This is a genomic window from Cytobacillus sp. NCCP-133, assembly GCF_026011715.1.
GTDB lineage: Bacteria > Bacillota > Bacilli > Bacillales > Cytobacillaceae > Cytobacillus.
In genome coordinates this window covers 77,500-98,646 of the sequence record NZ_BRVM01000014.1, presented here as the reverse complement: position 1 = coordinate 98,646, position 21,147 = coordinate 77,500, and the positions used below count along the sequence as shown (strand labels likewise).

Below are 21,147 nucleotides of genomic sequence, written 5' to 3'. Positions count from 1 at the left end.
CTCACTCCGCTCCCTCCACATTTACTATTTTACGGCTCGTTAATTCGAGAGCCGCTTCAACTCCCTTTTTGAGGGTATTCTTTGTAGTAAACTGATTCAAATCTATGCCCAGGTTTACAATGGTTTGGGCAATTTCAGGCCGAATGCCTACTAACATGCACTTTGCACCAACTAGCCTTACGGCATCAGCTGCCTGGATAATATGATGGGCTACCATCGTATCGACAACCGGAACACCGGTTATATCAATAAGCACCACTTCAGAACGGTGTTTCACTACCCCGTTCAACAAATTTTCCATAATTTGCTTAGCCCTATCAGTATCAATCGTGCCAACAAGCGGCATAACAGTAATTCCATCAAAGACAGGAATAAGCGGAGCAGAAAGTTCCTGCAGGGCGATCTTTTGCAATGAAACAGTTCTTTCCCAAGTAGTTGAATACATATTGACAACTTCATTGACCATCGGAGTCATCCAGCTATCAAAATCATATACGGTTTTTAGCTGGTTTTCTTTTGTTACAATCCCAGCATCCTGCATTCCTTCAAAGACAATTTTTCCGAAGGTTTGCAGCCCCTTTGTCACAAAGCTCAATGGCCAGCCCAAACGAACAATTTTCTCAGAGAAATCACTTAGCCTTGAAGCGAACTCTTCATTCGAACTTTTTATATTTGAAATAATCAGGTCTATAAACTCCCGGCTAGTCCCAACAAAAACCTGGTCAGAAACCACCTTGGTCACTCGTTCATCCGCATTTTCCTTTGTGGCTTGCAGCCAATCATTGAAGATATCTTCTTTATTATTTTGAATATAATTCAATATGTTGGAATTCATTGGTTCCTCCCATTTTATCATATATCTATTATTAGCCTTCCAAATCCCCTTTATTGTAAAATAACCGAACAATTTGTAAAAAAATATATGCATTCACGTTTTATACATCTATTTAATGATAACAGCTCATATCAGTCAAATGATACCTATATGATTTCTATAGGTGTATAGTAATTTCGACAAATTTCTTATAAAAACCTTTTTTCAAAACCATAAATAGTTTGATCTTAGGATAAGAAAAAAAGCAGAGTCAGGTGTAGATTTCCATACATTCGGGTATATTTACACCACTGGATTATTGTAAAAATATAAGGACTTTCTTTTTTACCCTATTTCAATGTGACTAAACCTATTTTACATATTAAAAATAAAAAAAAACGCCCTTTAACAGAGCGTTTTGTTTAAAATTCGATGAGGCCTAAGCTGATTTGCACGGCTTCATCCACTTTTTCCATCATTTCGTCATCGAGATGGGTTATTTTATCGGTTAAGCGTTGTTTATCAATTGTACGAATCTGTTCTAATAAGATGACCGAATCCCTTTCAAAACCATAACGCTTCGCATCAATTTCAACGTGAGTAGGCAGCTTAGCTTTTTGAATTTGAGCTGTGATCGCTGCAACAATTACTGTGGGACTAAACCGATTCCCGATGTCGTTTTGGATGACAAGCACTGGACGAACGCCGCCTTGTTCTGAACCAACAACTGGGGATAGGTCTGCAAAATAAACGTCACCACGTTTGACAATCAAAGGATTATCCTCCGCTTACTAGACGTTCAACTGTGTGTTCTGCCTCGTATTCCGCTTGAAATGCTTCAGATGCAATCGTCAAATTTATTTTCGCCATCTCCATATAGCCTCGTCTCATGGATTCGCGAATTTGTCTCTTTTTGCGCTCGCGCAAATACATTTTGGTCGCTTGATAAATGAATTCGCTCCGGTTAACGTTTTCCTGCTTTGCAAATCCGTCTAACTCGGTTAAAAGATATTGCGGTAATTTCACCATTATCTCTGTTGTTGTGCTGGACTCAGACACAAACATACACCTCCACCATCACTACACACCATTTTTATATCTACCATTTTCAATATTACCATTAATACCGCCCAATGCAAAGGGGGTTCTTGAATTCTTCTGTATTATCGGCCAAGAAAATAGGCTTTTATGCAAGTAATTCGATTATATGGCAATTAAACGCAATCCCCCTATTTATTAAAGCAGATAATTGACCCCGCCAATTACAAGGCCATCTCTTTTATATATGCGGGGAACCCGTGAAGATACCATACAAGTGACTTCATAGTTAATGGTTTCAAGTTTCCGGGCGATTTCATCTACAGGTATTCTCGCTCCGTCCTGTTCTCCTATCAAGGTAACCTGTGTACCAACAGGCTTTTCATATGGAAGCTTAATCATACATTGATCCATGCATATTCGGCCAACAATCGGCACTCTAAATCCCTCAACCAGAACTTCCTGTCCCTGAAGCTTTCGAACCCAGCCATCAGCATAGCCAATCGGCAAAGTCGCAATCCATTCATCCTCTTTCGCCTCATATGCAGCGCCATAGCTGACCTTTTCCCCCTTATGGATCTTTTTGACATGTACAATTTTTGTATGGAGGGAAAATGCCTCTTTAAGCGGGAAAGGAAGTTCAGGTTTCATCTCCATTGATGGTGCCAGGCCGTACATGCTGATCCCCATTCTGACTGCATTCAAATGTGCCTTAGGGAATCTTAGGCCAGCAGCACTATTGCTGGAATGTACGTACTTAGGAACCTCCTCCATCCAGCCAATCATCTCCTCAAACCTGCTTAACTGCTGTTCAAAATAATGATTATCCAGTGAGTCAGCTGTAGCAAAGTGAGTAAATACTCCTTCAATCAGGAAATGCCCGTCCCTTTTGGCAGCGCTCTCAATTCCCTCCAGCTCATTTCGGCTGCGAATGCCAAGACGCCCCATACCAGTGTCAAACTTTAAGTGGATGCGCAGCTCCTCGCCGGTCCGAATATATTCTTTCGCATTAGAAAGCCAATCTTTTTGAAAAACAGTAAGAGCAATATTTTCTTTAGCAGCGTCACCTGCATTTTCCGGTCTGCTTGCACCCATCACCAAAATAGGAGCTTGTATTTTTTTCTTTCGCAGAGCCATCGCTTCATCAAGTGTGGCAACCGCCAAATATGAAGCACCCGCTTCGAGGGCAGCTTCTGCCACAGCTGCATCGCCATGGCCATATCCATTTGCCTTTATAACAGCAATGACGATCGCACCATCGCTTACATGCCTTTTCATCGACTCAACATTATATGAAATATGGTCGAGATTTATCTCTGCCCATGTATCTCTAAATATTTTTATCTGCTCACCCATTGATGTATTCACGTCCTTTAGCCAATGCCGTATTTCTGTACATGTCGATTATCAAACTCCCCAGCAGAGTTTGTCAAATGAATTATATAGCTATGAATATGGATATTTTTTGCTATGTGTTTTTTACAGGCATCGTTTCTTTAAGTTTATATAGAAAATAGGAACGGAAACGCGGCGGTTCTGCAAATTTTTTCTACTTAGAGACAGAATAAAACAGGCCCCTTGAGAGGGCCTGTTTTTAACAAAAGGAATGGTTATTTCACCATATCACCTTGTACAGAACGGGCGATCATTGTCATTTCTTCAGGGGATAGATCATTTGAAGCAATCATATAGTCCACACCCTGGTATGTCCATGAAATCGTGTTGCTGGATAGTGCACCAATTGTGAACCCAAGATCAATCGGTTCCCCATTAACTGATGTTACAGAGGATGAAGCTGGCATTACAGTTGCCTTTTCCTGAACAAGAGTGAAGGATTTCTCTCCATCAAAGGTTAAAACAACCCTCTTGCCGTTTTCTGTTTTCATTTCCTTCTCTTCGACCAAATTGACCCCGGCCATTTCACTTTGAGGATATTTAACCGAAAACTCCTGCTCATCCACTTCAGCCATAACTGGTACTTCGAGCTGGGCGCCTGTCATATTTTTCTGCATATCGAAGTCTTTTTTATCAAAGCTCGCATTAAACTTTACATTTGAGAAATCTACAGTTACAAGTGCATTTTTATCAGGGTCCATGACCTTCACGCTAACAGGTGACAAGTCCGACTTTTTCAGTGTGATTTCCTGGACAGGAAGCATCTGATTATTTTGGTATCTGGTTTTCGTTTCAAACACATAGTGATCTTTTGTAGCTGAGAACTTAGCCTCTTTATCCTCCATAATATCCTTGACTAAGGATTCATATAAATAAGCCTGGCTGCTGTTCTCGGGCCAATCGCTTTGAAAGCGGAAGCTTTTGTTCAGCGCAGGTGTCAGGACAAAAACACCATCAGCGTTTCGCAGAATCATTTGGCTTTGGTCTTTTTGGGCATTTTTCAGATTCACCCGATAAAAGTCAGGATCCTTATGCCATACTTCAATATCGTATGTTTGCGGATCAGTGCCCATCTGGAGGGTCATTTTAGCCTCTGCCTTGTACCCTTTAATGTCTTCCAGCTTATTGCCAAGCTCTTTTACAACATCTTCTTGTGATTTAGAACCACAGGCAGACAATGCAAAAACAACCATTAGCCCGGCAAGCAGCATTAACAACTTTTTCTTCATTCCTTCAGCCCCTTTGTCTCATTTCAGTGAGATGGCCAAACCTTTTGGCCTGTCTCTCCTATCGCACTATGAATATATGAGACAACCTAAGGGAATATGCTAGGAGGAATGACAAGCATTTTGAATTTCTTGACACCGTTAAAACCAGCTCTTGATCTCCAACTGCAGGGTGCCAAAAGCAGTAATGATCCTGCCCACAGCCAAATCTTAACTAGATCAAATTGCTCTTTCAATCACTATCTGTGCAACTGCGTACTCCCGGCTATGGGAGATAGACAGGTGGACCCCCTTTTTGTTAGGTTTCGAAATAAAAGGTTTTCCCTGTTCATCTTTTTCAATTTCAATATCCTGAAAAGAAAGCTCTTCGCCAATCCCTGTTCCAACAGCTTTAGCGAAGGCTTCTTTTGCAGCAAATCTCCCAGCAAGAAATTCTGCTTTTCTCTTCTCAGGCAACTTATCATACACAGCCAGTTCCCGGGAAGTAAGAACCCTCTCCGGAAAACGCTCCTGCCTGGCTGCGATTTTGCGGATTCGACCAATACCACAAATATCAATCCCAATTCCGGAAATCATTTCGCATCTCCCTTCTATTTATTTTATTTATTGCATAAAGAATACAGTAGAAGCTCAGGCAAGTACATGGTTATTACAAAAGAAAAGAGCTATCAGATGCTAAAAACCGCTTTTTCAGGCTATGATGGAGGTAGAATATACTATTGGAGGATGTCTATGTTTACGAGAACGGAAAGTTTAAAGGAATTTATCCGCTTTTACCCTGTTGTTTCCGGCATCATTCTTACCCATATCGTACTATATTTATTAACTGCTATACCTATTTTCCCCAACGCACTTATATTTGAGAAGCTCGCTGGAGTCAATTTATATATTATTGAGGGGGAATATTGGCGACTATTAACCCCCATTATTTTGCATAGCGGATTTCCCCATGTTTTGTTTAATAGCTTTTCTCTTGTTTTATTTGGTCCTGCCCTGGAGCAAATACTTGGAAAAGCCAAATTTCTACTTCTATATATCGCAGCTGGAGTGGCAGCAAACATCGCTACCCTGATACTAGAACCTATGACATATATCCATGTAGGTGCCAGTGGAGCCATCTTTGGCTTATTCGGTTTCTTTGGCGCCATCACTTTTTTTCGTAAAGACCTTTTGTCAAGGGGTAATTCACAAATCATTCTGACAATAACCGCAATTGGCATCATTATGACCTTTTTGCAGCCTAACATCAATGTAACAGCTCATCTATTTGGGCTAATTGCCGGTTTCCTAATCGGTACAGCCTTCCTTACGAAAGGAAGGCAATCTTCTGCAAACACCATGCACCATCCCGGAAGAATATCGGGGAGGCGTCCTTCTCTCAAAGGAGTGCCTGCTTCCAGGCTGATCCTTTGGACTGCCATTTTGCTGCTGGCCGTATTGGGGTTTTTAGCAAAATAGGCAAATCGGATGCACTGCTGTCAGACCGCTTTTGAATCGACCTCGAGCTGATGGCACCTGGAGCAGTTATCGACTTTCAAAATTTTATGCTTTCTTACTTTGTAAACAACAAAAAGCGCTCAGGAGCGCTTTTTGTTATTCACGGGCATATTTCTGTTCACGCCTGTATGTGAATACCACTTATAAATTGCATATACCTCTTTTCGGTCCAGATCAGGAACCCTTCCTCCGGTCCCGCCAGTTCCGGACATAGCGATTGCCTCGATTGTAGCCAGGCTGCGCCTTTTTTGAAAATAGCTTTCACTCATAGTAAGTGATTGAATGCGATTTTTTCTCATAAAAACAGTTGTCCTGATAATGCCGCGGTATCTGAGTGAAAGCTGCAGTGAACTAATGTCCCAGCCTGCATCTTTGTACTTTAGATATGACCAAGCTAATGAGAAAACCAGCAGCAGCAAAGAGAAATAACCCCAAGGCCTGAAAAATAGGATCGGAGCAAGAACCAGCGGCATAATTCCCAGCACCCCTCTCCAAACATACCTTCCAAGCGCTCTTTTCGGAGCTTTGAAAAATCCTGGCTGGAGTTCGTATTCAGGCAAATGAGGCTTTAACAGTCCAGCTATCCGGCTTCTTTTAACAATAGGCAAAACCATGACACGGGCGCTTTCATTATCTTCAAGCGAACCGCCAGCACTTTCAATATAAACAGTGGCCAAGCCAAAAGGCTGCCTGACCAGATTCTCGCTGATTTGGATGGCTTGTATCCGATGCAGTGGAATGGTCATTTGCCTTTTCTCAAGTAAACCTCTTGTTATAATCAGTTCCTTCTCTGTTTTTCTCAGTGTAAAATCAGCATATTTCAGCATCGATCCAACAAGGGCAATGATCCAGGCAATCAGGAATCCGATAAAGACAAGAATACTCACAAAAACAACGCCATTGGCAATAAAGCCCTCTAATCCTGCAAATACCTTCTTATAAGGAATGATTTCTTCAAATTGGAACACAAAAGCAAAAACAGCCGAAATCACGACACCCACGCCACCTGAGGTTGAGGCGAGCAGAAGCAGCTGTCCACGAGAAATTTTATAAATAACTTTTCTTGGCTGAATGCCTGAAGCTATTTCACCCATACTTTCCGAAGATTTATTTTTAGCTGATGAGAATGCCTGCTGAATTAGATCTGCATCTTGCCTTGTAATAGCAGTCAGCACCGCTTCTGCATCTCCCGATTCGCTTGATCCTGCCGTCTCCACCTTCATTTTAACAAGCCCAAAAGGCCTTTGCAGCAGTCCTTCTGATAGATCAAGGCTCTGTATTCTTTCAAGGGGAATATATCTCTTCTTTCTGATTAAAACGCCATATTCTATCCGAAGCTCCCCTTCTTCAAGCCTATAGGTATACCTTAACCACGATAGAATACCAAAGATAAACACAGCTATAAGAATCCCAGCCGTAATAACCAGCTGAATAATTTCGCCGTTACCGCCCCTGCTTCCAAAAACAACAAAAATGACAAATGGAACAATTAATTCCTTTAGCTGTTTAAGAAAATTCGCTACAGCAGCTATAGGATGGAGCCGCTTTGGATTAGACATCATCATCAGCAACCCTTGCCAGCTGAGAGATGAAAAAACGCAATTCTTCTGCTTCTTCCACATCCAATGCAGGAATCTCGTGAACCGTAGCAGCCGTTGATATCGTCACAGTTGCCAGGCGATATTTCCGCAAAATTGGCCCTTGCTTTGTGTCTACATGCTGCACTCGAATCATCGGCACAAGCGTTCTTTTAATAATAAATATTCCATGCTTCAGCTCAATTTCATTTTCCCTGACTTCATATCTCCACCTCTTCCACTTTATAGTTGGAAGAACTTTGATCACAACGTACGCATAGGCAGAAAAAAACATCAGGGCAGCGCCAATCACCCAGATAGGCCATTTGAAAAGGGCTGCTAAAGCAATGGAGACCCCTGATAAAAGCAACGGAAATACGGAGTGGATAGTGCCGGAGATCCTCCATGCAAGCAGACCCCGTGCCGGAACCCTTTTATGTGGCTCTGTAATCATGTAGTACCCCCTGAAATTCCAAAATATCACTGTAATAAGTATACATGACACCCAAAAGAGGTGCACAGGAAATTTGTAATAAGGGGCAATTGATTAAATTTCAAAGCTTGTTTGGTCGATACCTTTTAGCCCGTGTATCGTTCTTAAGTCTTCTGAAAGTTTGAAAAGTGCACTATCCTTCCTTTTCGCCTCTATCATACAATGGATTTCCGGGATTGAGCCATTGATATTCTGCAGAAAATCCATAAACATATTTGAGTCAACAAAATCTGCATGAGCTCTAAAGTCCTTGTCCGATTTCGGGCTGGAAATGTGCATCTTTATAGGAAGATCAGATTGGTCCCAAGTGCCAGCAATCCTCTCCCACTGATCGGCCCAATGATCGTTCTGATAATTTGCAAGGTGGTGATGATAATCAAAAACCAAAGGAATGCCAAGCTTTTCACAAAGATACAATGTATCATCGAGAGTAAATGTTGTATCGTCATTCTCAAGAATAATCATCCGCTGAATTCCCGCTGGCGTGAATCCCCAATTATGTATAAACTGCTCCAGAGCCTTTTCTTTATCATCATATCCTCCACCGACATGAAGGACACATCGATGGGACGGATCCACCCGCATGCCTTTTAAAAGCGCTTCATGCATGGCAAGGGTTTTTATAGACATATTTAACGTTTCCACTTTCGGCGTATTTAGGAGCACAAAATGGTCTGGATGAAAATCGACTCTCATGGGATGTTCATCTAAAAAATCCCCTATATTGGAAAGTGCCTCTTTTAAGGGGCGCATATACTTCCAATCAGACAGCTCCTCATGATTGGCAAGCGGAATTAGCCGCGAGCTGAAACGGAAAAAGTGAATATCGTGGGCCGCATTATGCCTTAAGAGCCGAAGACAGTTTTCAAGGTTTGATACAGCAATCCGTTCCAGTCTCTCAATGGCCGCTTTCCGATCCTTAATCGCAGAAAACTGTTTAAACGTCATCGTTTGCGATGGGGAAGCATTTTTTAGGTTCATGCTCATCGCGACATAGCCGAGGCGCACAATCGTCAAGTTCAGTCCCTCCTAAATAGCATTTTCTTTAGTATGCTCGTCATCGGCTGAGAAATTACTTTGTTGATTGAAGACTTTCCCAATGTGCCTGAAAAATCAATTAAAGACAAATAAAACTTTTTATAAAAGTGATAAATTTCTTTATAAGGCAGATAAAACTTTCAAAAGGTTATAAATCTCTTTATAAGGCAGATAACAAAATATATGTGGCGGATAATCTCTCTTATATAACTGGTTTTCAATTAAGAAGCACCATGTGAAAGCCTACTTTTAAAATGCTAATACTTAAAATAGCGCAAAGCGACCGCCTATCGGAAGGCAGACTAAGAACGCCACGTTCTGCGGCAATGTCTGCATGTCCCCCATCCTGGGGAACTCAAGCATAAGAGCCGGCTGAAAGGCTGGTTTTTAACCTTTTGGAAGGATTGGCTTAGAACCGAGAGCCGATGGCGCCTGGAGCTAGACAGGTATCTAAGTTCAAAAGGATAAAAATGCTGATATCAAAAAAAAGAGAGCAGAATTTCTGCTCTCTTCCATGTTAACGGTAGCTATTGCTGTTTGATCGGTTATTGTTATTATGGCGTTTGCCTGTATGGCCTTGGCGAGATTTGTAAGATCCCTTTTGGCCTCCTTGTCGGCTATTACCGCCATATCCGCCGCGGCTGCGGTCATTTGGCTTTCTATCACGTTTTGATGGAAGCGGCTTCTCCTCAGTCAGCTTTACTGGAGTGGTATCCGGCTCTTTCGTAAGCATCTTAAGGACAGCTTGAACCACTGCAGAAGCATCTTTTTGAGCAAGAAGCTCATCTGCAGCTTCTTTATAGCTGCCCAGATTATTTTCCTCAATGGTCTGGAAGATTTTATCCATAACTGCTTTCTGCTGGCCTTCAAGCGCTTCATCCAATGTTGGCGCATCCATGCGTTCCATTTTTCTCTTTGTCGTTCTTTCCACAACATGCAAATAAGATTTTTCACGCGGGTTAATAAATGTCATTGCAACCCCTGTTTTGCCGGCACGGCCTGTGCGCCCAATGCGATGAACATAGCTTTCCGGATCTTGAGGGATGTCAAAGTTATAGACATGTGTTACACCGGATATATCCAATCCGCGAGCGGCTACATCTGTTGCGACCAATACGTCGATGCTTCCTTCTTTAAACTTTCTCAATACAGAGATACGCTTTGCCTGGCTTAAATCTCCGTGAATTCCTTCAGCCATATATCCGCGAAGATTTAAAGCCTCGGCAAGCTCATCAACGCGGCGCTTGGTACGGCCAAATACAATTGCCAATTCAGGTGATTGGATATCCAATAACCTTGTCAGCACATCAAACTTATTCTTTTCATGGACTTCAACATAATATTGTTCAATAGATGAAACAGTCATTTCCTTCGCTTTTACCCGGACAATCTGAGGATCCTTCATAAAGCGCTCTGCCATCCTGCGGATTGGGGCAGGCATCGTAGCAGAGAACAGCAATGTCTGGCGCTCTTCAGGAATCTGTGCAAGAATTGCTTCAATATCATCAATGAATCCCATATTTAGCATTTCATCCGCTTCATCAAGAATTGCCGTATGGACATTGTCAAGCTGAAGTGTTTTACGATTGATATGATCCAAAATGCGCCCCGGCGTTCCGACGATAATGTGGGGCTTGTTCTTTAAAGCGCGAATTTGGCGGTTAATATCCTGGCCTCCATAAATGGAAAGGACCTTGGTTCTTTTGCCATACCCGATTTTATAAAGCTCTTCGGACACTTGAATCGCAAGTTCACGTGTTGGCGCGATGACAATTCCCTGGATAAAATCCTTTGTGTTGTCAATCTTATCGATCATCGGAATACCGAATGCTGCCGTTTTTCCTGTACCCGTTTGCGCCTGCCCGATAAGATCTTTATTTTCTAAGCTCAATGGAATCGTTTGGACCTGAATTGGAGTTGCTTCTTCAAATCCCATTCGTTTTAGTGATTTCATTGTCGCTGGGCTAATGCCCAAATCTTGAAACTTTGTCAATGTATTCATTCTCCTTCTAATCATAGAAAAATTTTTGTCCCTGCTACTCGCAGGCAGGAATTCTCCTGAAAATTGGCCTATGAGACACTCTTCCGGACGATTATAAGAAAAGTTACGGCACCCGCTGACGGAGCCCAGAACAGGATCTTTCCGGTTTAGAAAGCTGTACCTTCTTATTTTTGATAAAAAGTGCTGTGTATTTTCGCAAAGAAGAGTCTCACTCAATATGAAACCCGCTTGAGGAAAGGATGAGGGTAAGTTCAATCCCTGATTAATTTTTAAACAAGTAGGTCTCTTGATATAATGGCCATCCCTTTAATAGGGGATAGCTCCCATTAAACAGGCCTAGCCGAAAGCACGCCTGAATCCTGAAAGGTTACTTTCAATACATGCATACTTCCGCATTTAATGAAAAAAGACATTCTCCTTCTGGAGTATGTCCGTTTCAAAAGAAGTTCCTGTTGGCACTTTGGTATTAATATTACCATTTTCAAGCATGCAATGCAAACTTGATGCCTGGCTGAAGCCTCTACCATTCCGGCATTTTTTTAAGAAAATTGAGAACTTCATGAAAGACTAGGAACACCATGTCTGTAAGATCCCCATTCTGCGGGCCTCAAGTACAAGCCAATCCTCCCAAAAGAGCGCCCTTTTCTTTTTGGGAGGATTGGCTACAAATTGGAGGCGACAAACCAGGGACGACAAGCATAAGATGAGCCATGCCAGAAGGTGTTCTATCCTTCTGAAAAGGAAGGCTAATCTTTCATCCCCAGAAGCCGCAACTTGACAGGCTTATGATCCTCGAGAAGGCAGTCGCTAGACAGTTACCCACGTTCAAAAGGATTCGACTTACTTATTTTTACAAGAAAAACCAAAAAACGGAATCAGCATGATACAAAAATAATATAAACCCCTGTTTCACGTGGAACAGGGGTTTATTACCTTTAATAACAGTTTTATCCACTTTGCTGAGAGGAGAGATTTTGATTCCTCCGGAAAAGTATATTGATTACTTCATCCGGCGGTCGCTTCCGCTACTATTCCGCTCGTTTGGCATTGGCTGCGCTCTCGAATAGCCGCGTTGATAAGACAGAGCCAAAGTGGTAAAAAACGCATGACTTACCACATGCTGTTTCAATTTAAACATAAACTCTGTTAAGCAGAATCATTATACAAATTATCATGTATACCCCAGTTGATCGTTCCCCTTATTAGGGTTTACTGGAGGGCTGTGACGACCTGTTCCAGCTTTATGCCTCTGGATGCTTTCACCAGTACGATTGTTTCCTTATCAACATGCTTTTTCAATTCTTCAATCAACGGCTGTTTATCTGTATAAGCAAATACTCGATCGGCAGGAAGTGATTGTTTCGCCCCTTTGGCAATAATCTCGCCTAGTTCGCCGAACGTGAAGACATAATCTATTTTCTCCGCATCTACCGACTTTCCAATCGCAAGGTGGAATTCTTCCTCCTGAGGCCCAAGTTCCAGCATATCGCCGAGAACGATGATTTTCTTTTTATATCCAGGAAGGTTGGCAATTAGTTCAATAGCCGCATTCATAGAAGTCGGACTTGCATTATAAGCATCATTAATGATTTTTTCACCATTTTGCCCTTCCAGCAATTCCATCCGCATATTGGTTAGCTTCAGACTTGAGAAGCCTTCATTCATGTTTTCATACGGCACGCCAAAATGTGAGGCAGCAATCATCGCTGCCAGCGCATTGAGAACATTATGTGTACCCAGCACCGGCAGATAAAACTCCTGATTGGAAGCATTAATCTTAAAGGTGCTGCCGCTGTCATTCTGATTAATTTCAATCGGGAATACATCATTTTTCCCGGTTCTTCCAAAGGTTCTTAGTGCGGCTGAATCAGTATAAGATTTTAATTTTTCGTTGAGAAGCGGCTCATCTCCATAGTAGATGACCAGGCCATTATCCTGAATCCCGTTCACAATCTCAAGTTTCGCTTCTGCAATCCCTTCCCTGGATCCTAAATCCTGAAGGTGAGATTCGCCTATATTCGTAATGATGACAGCTTCCGGACGGGCCAGATTGGTTAGAAAATCAATTTCACCCCGGCCGCTCATCCCCATTTCCAGAACCGCAATTTCCGTATCCTCTTCCAACGCAAGAATCGTAAGCGGAAGCCCAATATGGTTGTTGTAATTTCCTTCTGTCTTTTGGACCTTGTACTTTAAAGATAGGAGATTTGCTGTTATATCCTTTGTTGTTGTTTTTCCATTGCTTCCAGTAATGCCAACTGTTTTAACCTTCAGCTCATTACGATAGCTTCTCGCTAATTCTTGAAGAGCTGTCAAAGTATCTTCAACTAGAATAATTGGCAGATGAAAAGGAGGGTTCGGAACATCTTCTTGCCAGAACGCAGCTGCGGCTCCTTTCCGAAGGGCATCCTCCACAAAACGATGGCCGTCAAAATTCTCCCCTTTAAAAGGAATAAACAGATTGCCTTTTGCAATCTTTCTAGAGTCAATGCTTACACCATGAATGGCTGTCTCAGGAAAAGACGAAAGATCGTTCTCAACTTTAATCATTTGCGCAATCTCTTGAAGTGTTTTCTTAATCATATGCCGCCTCCTATTTTGACAGTTTCAGATGGTCCGATAGAACAAACTGTCAGGTTATGTATTTAGAAAAGCGCAAGGCGTCTGGAGCTAGACGTTATCTAAGTTCAAAGTTAGGCTTTCTTACTTGTGAACAAAAGGAACACGACAGGACTGCCGTGTCTCCTTTATAAAGTCTATTATTCCTGCCAGCTGGCTTTACATTGTGTGTTTAATATTTTGTTTTTCCGCATGACGCTCGATTGCGAGATGAACTAGCTTTTCAATTAGCTGCGGGTATTCAACGCCTGTATGCTTCCAAAGAAGCGGGAACATACTGAAAGGTGTAAAGCCAGGCATTGTATTTACCTCGTTAATATATAGCCTTCCCTCTCTCGTCAAAAAGAAATCAGCCCTGACTAGCCCTGAGCAGTCCAAAGCTTTAAAGGCTTTAATCGCCATATCCTTCAGCTCAGTGTATTCTTTCTCAGAGATTTCAGCAGGGATAATCAAGGCTGTATCTCCATCTTCATATTTTGCTTTATAGTCATAGAATTCAACCTTCGGAACAATTTCTCCGGCAACAGAGCATTCCGGATGATTATTGCCTATGACGCCAGCTTCAATTTCCCTTGCGGTGACACCTTCTTCGATAATGATCTTGCGGTCAAATTGGAAAGCTTCCTTAAACGCTGCCTCAAGCTCTGAGCGATTCATACATTTGCTTATTCCCACGCTCGAACCCAGATTAGCCGGTTTAACAAAACATGGATAGCCCAGTTCCTTCTCCACTTTATCATACGCAAGTTCTGTTCCATTTTCCCATTCACTTCGGATAAACCACACATAGTTTACCTGAGGAAGGCCTGCCTGCGCAAAAATGTTTTTCATTATGACCTTATCCATGCCTGCAGATGAGGCCAAAACGCCATTTCCTACATACGGAAGATTTAGAAGCTCCAATAAGCCTTGAACTGTTCCATCTTCACCGTTTGGGCCGTGAAGAAGCGGAATAATAACGTCAAAAGGGCCTTTTTGCTGAGAACTCTGAAATAGGGTCGGTGCCAAAGCTGTTGGCGGGAGTGCTTCCCCCTGGGAAAATTCGAGTGCCTTCACGCCGGAGACAGGGCCATTCAATTGAGGACCCTTAACCCATTGTCCTTCCTCCGATATATATATAGGGTGAATTTCAAATTTTTCCAAATCCAGGGCTTTGATCACAGCCATTGCCGTCTGCATGGATACTTTATGCTCTGCGGATTTCCCGCCGTATAATAGGCCAACCTTCGTTTTCATAAAAGAAACCTCCATTGTTCCATCATGGATAACCCGGTTTTTCTAAGCCGAGTGCCAATTCCGATATTGATATCATTCTCATCTCTAATCTGCTTTAAATGCAAATTCAAGATTCCCTTTATTGTAACATTTTCTAATTTAAGAAAGGGAGTGATTACATGTTCAATTCTTCAGGAATTTTTTTCTGCGCATACGCCCATATTCCTATATGTATGTAAAAGGATTTAAAAAGGAAACTCTTCTTACCTTTAAATCTGCAAACACTTTTATTATTACTTCCTTTTCACAAATAAATTAAAACTCGGATTTAATTATTATTTTAAAAAAACGCTTTATCTCTTATAAAGTAGCGTTTCTAACTGAAAATCCTTTGTGTGAGCATCTAAAGACAGAATTCATATAATTATTTTACTTTTATAACAACATTATTTACTCTTAACTTTTAACTTAAAACAAGATATAATCCTTCTAACAAAAACAATTGTTTTTATAAGGAGGACAAACATGAAGAAGCTCGGATTACTCCCAAGGATTATACTAGCCATTGCTTTGGGTATTTTACTAGGTTCTTTTTCTCCTGAATGGTTAATTAAACTATTCGCAACGTTTAATGGACTATTCGGAAACTTTCTCGGCTTTGCCATTCCGTTGATTATTATCGGATTCATCGCACCCGGGATTGGCAGCATGGGCAAAGGCGCCGGCAAACTGCTGGGCATCACAACGGGTTTTGCATATGGTTCGACTGTAGCGGCAGGCTTGCTTGCATTTTTCACCGCTACTTATTTATACCCCATTCTATTAAAAAACCAAAGCCTCAAAGAGTTTGAGAATCCAGAAGAAGCGTTGCTAACCCCATTCTTCCAAGTGGACATGCCTCCTGTTATGGGCGTCATGACAGCACTGCTCATTTCATTTACATTAGGACTTGGTTTAGCGGCCATTAAAGGAAATACGCTGCAAAACGCCATGAATGATTTCCGTGATATTATTCAAAAAGTAATTGAGAAAGTCATTATTCCATTGCTTCCTGTTCATATTTTCGGGATTTTTGCCAACATGACGCAAGGCGGGCAAGTTGGCGCCATCATGTCTGTATTTGCCAAAGTCTTTGTTATGATTATTGCTCTTCATATTGTCTTTTTATTTATTCAATATACAGCTGCAGGAAGTGCTGCAAAAACAAATCCGATTAAACTTGTTAAAAACATGATGCCTGCATACTTTACAGCACTAGGAACCCAATCTTCCGCATCCACAATACCTGTCACACTCAAACAGGTTAAAAAGCTTGGAGCACGTGAAAAAGTGGCTGATTTCTCAGTTCCTTTACTTGCAACCATCCATCTGTCAGGAAGTACAATCACGCTGGTAAGCTGTGCCATCGCGGTTATGATGCTGCAAGGGCAATCTGCTTCTTTTTCTGAGGTTCTGCCATTTGTATTAATGCTTGGCGTCACTATGATTGCTGCACCGGGGGTTCCAGGCGGAGCTGTGATGGCGGCACTTGGGCTGCTTGAAAGCATGCTTGGCTTCAATGAAACTATGATCGCTCTGATGATTGCCTTATACCTTGCCCAAGACAGCTTTGGAACAGCGTGCAACGTAACTGGTGACGGAGCTTTAACGTTACTGTCTGACAAAGCAAGCGGAAAAGACATAAAGGAGCAGCCACAGGCTGTAAAAGCTGGCTAAAGAAAAAGCGCAGAATCGCTCTGCGCTTTTTTGTACATATTATTGCTTCTTAAGTTTATCTTTTTCAGGACTTTTATAGTTATATTGCGATCGGTCAACAGGTTTAAAATTCTCCGGTTTATGGAACCGCAGGAGATCGCCATTGACAACTTTATCGGAAAATGACAATTTTTGTTCAGCTATTACCTGAAGTTCCTCTGCTTCTTTTAATCGCTCTTCCGCGAGCAATTGCCCGGTTGCTGAATCGTAAAATTTGCCGTCAGCAGAAGTGATCTCAGGACTAACAAAATCTCCGTTTCTGAATGGAACCAGTTCATCATGCTGTTCAGATAACAGATCCGTTCCAAAATGCACAAATTCTTTTGTATTGATTCCCAGCAAATGCAAAAGGGTAGGAAGGAGATCAATCTGCCCGGCATACTCATGGTTTTCTCCGCCCTCCATCCCAGGTATCCGGATAAATAAAGGAGTCCTTTGCAGGCCAGCACTTTCATAAGGTGTAACTTCTTTTCCAATCACCTCTGCCATTGCCTCGTTGTGATTGTTGGATATGCCATAGTGGTCACCATACATGATAATAATCGAGCTATCATATAAGCCTGTTTCCTTTAAATAAGCAAAGAATTGTTCGAGCGCTTCATCCGCATATCTCGCAGTCTGAAAGTAATTATCTACAGTTTTATTGCCTGTTGTGTGTTTGTCAATCGTTGCTTCTTCTTCATCAATTTTAAAAGGAAAATGATGGGTAACTGTAATAAAATTAGCATAAAACGGCTGAGGCAATGCTTCCAGATAAGGCATGGATTGTTCGAAGAATGGTTTATCCATTAAGCCATAGTCAGCCATGTCTTCCGATTTCAATTCATAATAACTTGAATCGTAAAACTTATCATATCCCAGTGATTTATAAACCTCATCACGATTCCAAAAGCTGCCCGTATTCCCATGAAATACAGCGGATGTATATCCCTGCTCCTGGCCTAAAATTGCGGGAGCTGCTTGATAAGTATTTAAACCTTTAATAGTAAAAGCCGATCCCTGAGGCAGTCCATATAGTGAGTTTGCTACCATATATTCTGCATCGGCTGTTTTCCCTTGAGCCGTTTGATGAAAGAAATTATCAAAGTAAAGGGTATTTTCTTCAGCTGTTAAGGAGTTTAGAAAAGGTGTTACCTCTTCGCCATGAAGCTCATAATCTATTAGGAAGTTCTGAATTGATTCCATGTGCACATAGATGACATTCATCCCTTTCCCGACTCCAAAGTATACTGGATTAGGTTCTGCATAATTAGATTTTGTAAAGTTGATGACCTCTGTAATATCACTGCTGTCAGCCAATCCCCTCTGTGCAGAAGCCTTCGTGCTTTGGACAGCGTCATAGATTGTATAATTGTACATGCCCAAATATTTAACAATATAATTACGGTCGAATCCTCTTGTCAATAATTGTGGCCGATCTGTTTCCGCAATAGCCAGGTTTACGCCCGAAATGCTTATAGCAATCAGCAGGACGGCCATCACCTTTCGCGGAGCAATCTTCTTTACTTCCAATCTGCTAAAATTGACTGTAATCAAAATCAGAAGTACAATAACATCTGCAAAAAATAACAGATCAGCCGGTTTTAAAAGTGTCCCGATGCTTCCGCTCACATCCCCAAAGTTTTGAGTCTGCGTTAAAGTTGGCAAAGTGATAAAATCATTAAAAAAACGATAGTACAAAACATTGGCATATAAGAGAAACGACAATAAAAAATCAAAAAAGATCAAAGCGATAAATTTCTGTCTCCCCTTAAAAAAAAGCGCTAAACCTAAAAATAATAGAGATGACCCCAGCGGATTTAAAAACAGCAAAAATTGCTGGATTGAATTCTCAATGCCCAAATTAAATTGTGTCAATTGAACCAGGTACGTCTTCATCCAAATAAACACAACTGCAATTAAGAAGAAGAAAGCAAATTTATTAGGTATCCTTCGACTGATGAGGAAGCTTGGTTTCATTTCAGCCCTACTTTCTATAATAGTCTGTGTATTGTTTCTATCCAAAATTTGTATTTTTAGCAAAAGTTTATAAAAAGATAAAAAGATTTTAACACGGATTGTCCTAAAAATGAACCATTTTGGAACCATTAAAAATTTATATGGTATGATAATCATACGAATTCAGATAGGCAGGAGTGTGCCGGTTATGCTAATTGGATATGCTAGGCCATATTCAAACGATCCTTTTTGCAAAGAACAACAAGTACTTCTAACAAATATGAAGTGTGACCAGATAATATGTGAGGAAAGTTTTTCAGCTAAGCAAAGAACAAAACTTGCAAACATGATCAGGACCCTTGATCCAGAAGACAAAGTGGCTGTACCAAGCTCTTTGCTTTTGCAGATTCTGCACGCCATCTTTCTCAGCTATTAAATGAAATAGAGAAAAAGGGGGCTTATTTTTGTTCAATTAATGAAGGAATTGATACAAGCAGAAGCTTAAAAATCTCCTTTAAAGACATTGTTGCAAATATAGCTGACTTCGAATCGGATATGTTGAGCGAAAAGACCAAGGAAGGCATCAACGAAGCAAAACAACAAGGAACACTGCCTGGGCGGCCAAGAATACCTGATACAAATATAAAAAAGGCGATCTCAATGTACCAAAGCAGGAAATATAGCTTGGCCGAAATTAAAACTGAAACAGGGATAAGCAAGTCAACCCTTTACCGCTATCTTGGAAAATAAAAATCCAGCAAAAAGGTGCTCACCTGTCCTTTTTTGCTGGATTCTTAACGGTTTATTCCAATTATAGATCCATAATAAATGGCAATATCATGGGACGCCGGCCTGTTTTATGAAATAAATACGGCTGGGCGGAATCAATGATTTCCCTTTTTAGTTGTGCCCAGTCTTTCACACCCTCCGCTAATTCAGTTATCACTTTGTCCTTGACAATGTCTTCAAGATCATTAATCAAGCTCCCAGACTCCCGAATATAAACAAAGCCTCTTGTTACAATAGCCGGCCTAGCTGCCATCTTTCTGGCGCTCTTATCAATCACTAATGTTATGATCACTAATCCTTCTTCGGAGAGAACCTTTCGATCACGCAAGACAATGTTCCCGATATCCCCAATTCCATTTCCATCGACATAAACCGGCTGTGCCGGCACTGTCCCGGTTTTTAGTGCACTTTCAGCAGTTAATTCCAATACGTCTCCATTATCAAGAATAAAACAGTTTTCGCTTGAAATTCCGCAATCCGATGCTAAGCGAACATGTTCTTTTAACATTCTATACTCTCCATGAATCGGAATAAAGTATCGAGGTTTGATCAACCGCAGCATCAGCTTTTGTTCTTCCTGCATTCCATGCCCCGAGGCATGCACTTCACTTATTTTATGATGGATAATTTCCGCTCCTGCTCTAAGCAATTTATCCATGACCCTGCTAATGCTAATTCCATTTCCAGGAATCGGAGAGGACGAAAAAACAATTTTATCGCCGGGAATCACTTGTATTTGCTTGTGGTTTCCATTCGCAATCCGGGATAAAGCAGCCATCGGCTCTCCCTGGCTTCCAGTACAGATGATTGTCACTTCATTGCTTAACAGCTGTCCAATATCCTTTATGCTAATAAAAGCCTTATCAGGAGCTGATATGTATCCGAGCCTTCTGCCGATTTCAAGAGTCTTTTCCATGCTTCTTCCCACAACCGCAATTCTCCGCTCATGTTTTATGGAAGATTGGACTACTTGCTGAATGCGGTCAATATTAGACGCAAATGTAGCGAAAATGACTCTGCCCTCGGCATTTTGAAACACATCTTCAATGGCGTCAGCGACTTTCTTTTCAGATAATGAAAAACCCGGAACTTCACTATTCGTACTATCTGATAATAAACACAGTACCCCTTCACGGCTAATTTCTGCAATTTTATGAAAATCAGTTACCGCTCCCACCGGCGTCAGATCAAATTTGAAATCTCCTGTGTGGACAATATTCCCTTCAGGTGTTGAGACGACAACGCCAAAAGAATCGGCAATACTATGAGTTGTACGGAAAAACCTTACTTTTAAGTTCTGAAATTGAATAATCGTTTCATTATCAATCTGCTGAAACTTTGCCCCTTTTATTCGATGCTCCGCCAGCTTGCTCTTAATCAGCTCCAGAGCAAAATCCCCCCCGAATATAGGTGCTTGCACATCCCGGAGCAAAAATGGGATTCCTCCGATGTGATCTTCATGTCCATGGGTAATGAAAATGCCTTTTAGCTTGTGTTGGTTTTGTTTAAGATACGTATAATCAGCCAATACATAATCGATTCCAAACAGTTCATTGTCCGGGAATTTAATGCCGCAGTCAATTACAACCATTTCATCCATATACTCGATGACATATGTATTCTTTCCGATTTCCCCCAGGCCGCCTAAGGCCAATATCTTAACTTTATTCTCTTTTTTTATAGCCATTCATCCAACTCCTAATATTTATATTTTTACCTCTTAGATGGTATGAAAAAGAATCATGAGTCCG

At 41.4% G+C, this 21,147-nt stretch carries 17 protein-coding genes; 3 read left to right on the top strand and 14 right to left on the bottom strand.

Translation table 11 applies throughout. The features are described from left to right. Position 1 precedes the first annotated feature (1 nt). From NCCP133_RS15845 to acpS, 6 genes are all read right to left on the bottom strand, one after another. Positions 2 to 835, bottom strand: a complete 834-nt coding sequence (locus NCCP133_RS15845) for an RsbT co-antagonist protein RsbRA (protein WP_264806048.1) — start codon at positions 833 to 835, stop codon at positions 2 to 4. Between the two features lie 401 nt (positions 836 to 1,236). Continuing rightward, positions 1,237 to 1,587: a type II toxin-antitoxin system endoribonuclease NdoA gene (ndoA, locus tag NCCP133_RS15840; RefSeq protein WP_009336311.1), complete on the bottom strand. Its 351-nt coding sequence runs from the start codon at positions 1,585 to 1,587 to the stop codon at positions 1,237 to 1,239. 4 nt (positions 1,588 to 1,591) lie between these two features. Then, a complete protein-coding gene (locus NCCP133_RS15835) occupies positions 1,592 to 1,873 on the bottom strand; it encodes a CopG family ribbon-helix-helix protein (RefSeq protein WP_264806044.1) in 282 nt (93 codons plus the stop codon). Positions 1,874 to 2,050: 177 nt separating this feature from the next. Further along, on the bottom strand, positions 2,051 to 3,208 hold the full coding sequence (gene alr / locus NCCP133_RS15830) for an alanine racemase (protein ID WP_264806043.1): 1,158 nt from the start codon (positions 3,206 to 3,208) through the stop codon (positions 2,051 to 2,053). A gap of 254 nt (positions 3,209 to 3,462) precedes the next feature. Further along, entirely contained in the window at positions 3,463 to 4,476 is a 1,014-nt protein-coding gene (locus tag NCCP133_RS15825) for a LolA family protein (protein WP_264806042.1), read from the bottom strand. A gap of 216 nt (positions 4,477 to 4,692) precedes the next feature. Next, positions 4,693 to 5,049 (bottom strand): holo-ACP synthase, encoded by a 357-nt coding sequence (acpS, locus tag NCCP133_RS15820; RefSeq protein ID WP_264806041.1) that lies wholly within the window; start codon positions 5,047 to 5,049, stop codon positions 4,693 to 4,695. 156 nt (positions 5,050 to 5,205) lie between these two features. On the opposite strand from acpS, the gene NCCP133_RS15815 reads away from it, so the two are divergent. Then, positions 5,206 to 5,931 carry a rhomboid family intramembrane serine protease gene (locus NCCP133_RS15815; protein WP_264806040.1) on the top strand — a complete coding sequence of 242 codons (726 nt, stop codon included), beginning with the start codon at positions 5,206 to 5,208 and terminating at the stop codon, positions 5,929 to 5,931. A 119-nt stretch (positions 5,932 to 6,050) separates the two neighbouring features. Here the strand turns inward: NCCP133_RS15815 and NCCP133_RS15810 are convergent, their stop codons facing one another. The 6 genes from NCCP133_RS15810 to NCCP133_RS15785 all read right to left on the bottom strand — a co-directional run bounded on the left by NCCP133_RS15810 (position 6,051) and on the right by NCCP133_RS15785 (position 14,935). Continuing rightward, entirely contained in the window at positions 6,051 to 7,535 is a 1,485-nt protein-coding gene (locus tag NCCP133_RS15810; RefSeq protein WP_309298080.1) for a PH domain-containing protein, read from the bottom strand. Next, on the bottom strand, positions 7,522 to 8,001 hold the full coding sequence (locus tag NCCP133_RS15805; protein WP_264806039.1) for a PH domain-containing protein: 480 nt from the start codon (positions 7,999 to 8,001) through the stop codon (positions 7,522 to 7,524). Before NCCP133_RS15805 ends, NCCP133_RS15810 begins: the two co-directional genes overlap by 14 nt. Positions 8,002 to 8,094: 93 nt before the next feature. Beyond that, positions 8,095 to 9,057, bottom strand: coding sequence for a UV DNA damage repair endonuclease UvsE (gene uvsE / locus NCCP133_RS15800; protein ID WP_264806038.1), 963 nt, complete (start codon positions 9,055 to 9,057; stop codon positions 8,095 to 8,097). Between the two features lie 538 nt (positions 9,058 to 9,595). Then, on the bottom strand, positions 9,596 to 11,080 hold the full coding sequence (locus NCCP133_RS15795; RefSeq protein ID WP_264806037.1) for a DEAD/DEAH box helicase: 1,485 nt from the start codon (positions 11,078 to 11,080) through the stop codon (positions 9,596 to 9,598). Positions 11,081 to 12,289: 1,209 nt separating this feature from the next. Beyond that, positions 12,290 to 13,663 carry a UDP-N-acetylmuramoyl-tripeptide--D-alanyl-D-alanine ligase gene (locus NCCP133_RS15790; RefSeq protein ID WP_264806036.1) on the bottom strand — a complete coding sequence of 458 codons (1,374 nt, stop codon included), beginning with the start codon at positions 13,661 to 13,663 and terminating at the stop codon, positions 12,290 to 12,292. Between the two features lie 195 nt (positions 13,664 to 13,858). After that, positions 13,859 to 14,935, bottom strand: a complete 1,077-nt coding sequence (locus NCCP133_RS15785) for a D-alanine--D-alanine ligase (protein WP_264806035.1) — start codon at positions 14,933 to 14,935, stop codon at positions 13,859 to 13,861. 504 nt (positions 14,936 to 15,439) lie between these two features. Here NCCP133_RS15785 and NCCP133_RS15780 point away from each other — a divergent pair. Continuing rightward, the gene (locus tag NCCP133_RS15780) at positions 15,440 to 16,630 is read left to right on the top strand and encodes a dicarboxylate/amino acid:cation symporter (RefSeq protein ID WP_264806034.1); all 1,191 of its coding nucleotides are present in this window, start codon (positions 15,440 to 15,442) and stop codon (positions 16,628 to 16,630) included. Positions 16,631 to 16,669: 39 nt separating this feature from the next. On the opposite strand, the gene NCCP133_RS15775 is transcribed toward NCCP133_RS15780, so the two are convergent. Further along, entirely contained in the window at positions 16,670 to 18,628 is a 1,959-nt protein-coding gene (locus NCCP133_RS15775) for an LTA synthase family protein (RefSeq protein WP_264806033.1), read from the bottom strand. A gap of 420 nt (positions 18,629 to 19,048) precedes the next feature. On the opposite strand from NCCP133_RS15775, the gene NCCP133_RS15770 reads away from it, so the two are divergent. After that, positions 19,049 to 19,357 carry a recombinase family protein gene (locus tag NCCP133_RS15770; RefSeq protein WP_264806058.1) on the top strand — a complete coding sequence of 103 codons (309 nt, stop codon included), beginning with the start codon at positions 19,049 to 19,051 and terminating at the stop codon, positions 19,355 to 19,357. A gap of 61 nt (positions 19,358 to 19,418) precedes the next feature. Here NCCP133_RS15770 and rnjA read toward each other — a convergent pair whose 3' ends face one another. Continuing rightward, positions 19,419 to 21,083: a ribonuclease J1 gene (gene rnjA, locus NCCP133_RS15765; protein ID WP_264806032.1), complete on the bottom strand. Its 1,665-nt coding sequence runs from the start codon at positions 21,081 to 21,083 to the stop codon at positions 19,419 to 19,421. Between the last annotated feature and the right edge of the window lie 64 nt (positions 21,084 to 21,147).

Bases quoted from the DNA above. Each gene is read 5' to 3' on its own strand.
- NCCP133_RS15780 (WP_264806034.1), top strand. From the start codon at position 15,440: ATGAAGAAGCTCGGATTACTCCCAAGGATTATACTAGCCATTGCTTTG.
- rnjA (WP_264806032.1), bottom strand. From the start codon at position 21,083: ATGGCTATAAAAAAAGAGAATAAAGTTAAGATATTGGCCTTAGGCGGC.
- NCCP133_RS15805 (WP_264806039.1), bottom strand. From the start codon at position 8,001: ATGATTACAGAGCCACATAAAAGGGTTCCGGCACGGGGTCTGCTTGCA.
- acpS (WP_264806041.1), bottom strand. From the start codon at position 5,049: ATGATTTCCGGAATTGGGATTGATATTTGTGGTATTGGTCGAATCCGC.
- NCCP133_RS15815 (WP_264806040.1), top strand. From the start codon at position 5,206: ATGTTTACGAGAACGGAAAGTTTAAAGGAATTTATCCGCTTTTACCCT.
- NCCP133_RS15790 (WP_264806036.1), bottom strand. From the start codon at position 13,663: ATGATTAAGAAAACACTTCAAGAGATTGCGCAAATGATTAAAGTTGAG.
- alr (WP_264806043.1), bottom strand. From the start codon at position 3,208: ATGGGTGAGCAGATAAAAATATTTAGAGATACATGGGCAGAGATAAAT.
- NCCP133_RS15785 (WP_264806035.1), bottom strand. From the start codon at position 14,935: ATGAAAACGAAGGTTGGCCTATTATACGGCGGGAAATCCGCAGAGCAT.
- NCCP133_RS15810 (WP_309298080.1), bottom strand. From the start codon at position 7,535: ATGATGATGTCTAATCCAAAGCGGCTCCATCCTATAGCTGCTGTAGCG.
- NCCP133_RS15795 (WP_264806037.1), bottom strand. From the start codon at position 11,080: ATGAATACATTGACAAAGTTTCAAGATTTGGGCATTAGCCCAGCGACA.
- NCCP133_RS15775 (WP_264806033.1), bottom strand. From the start codon at position 18,628: ATGAAACCAAGCTTCCTCATCAGTCGAAGGATACCTAATAAATTTGCT.
- NCCP133_RS15825 (WP_264806042.1), bottom strand. From the start codon at position 4,476: ATGAAGAAAAAGTTGTTAATGCTGCTTGCCGGGCTAATGGTTGTTTTT.
- NCCP133_RS15845 (WP_264806048.1), bottom strand. From the start codon at position 835: ATGAATTCCAACATATTGAATTATATTCAAAATAATAAAGAAGATATC.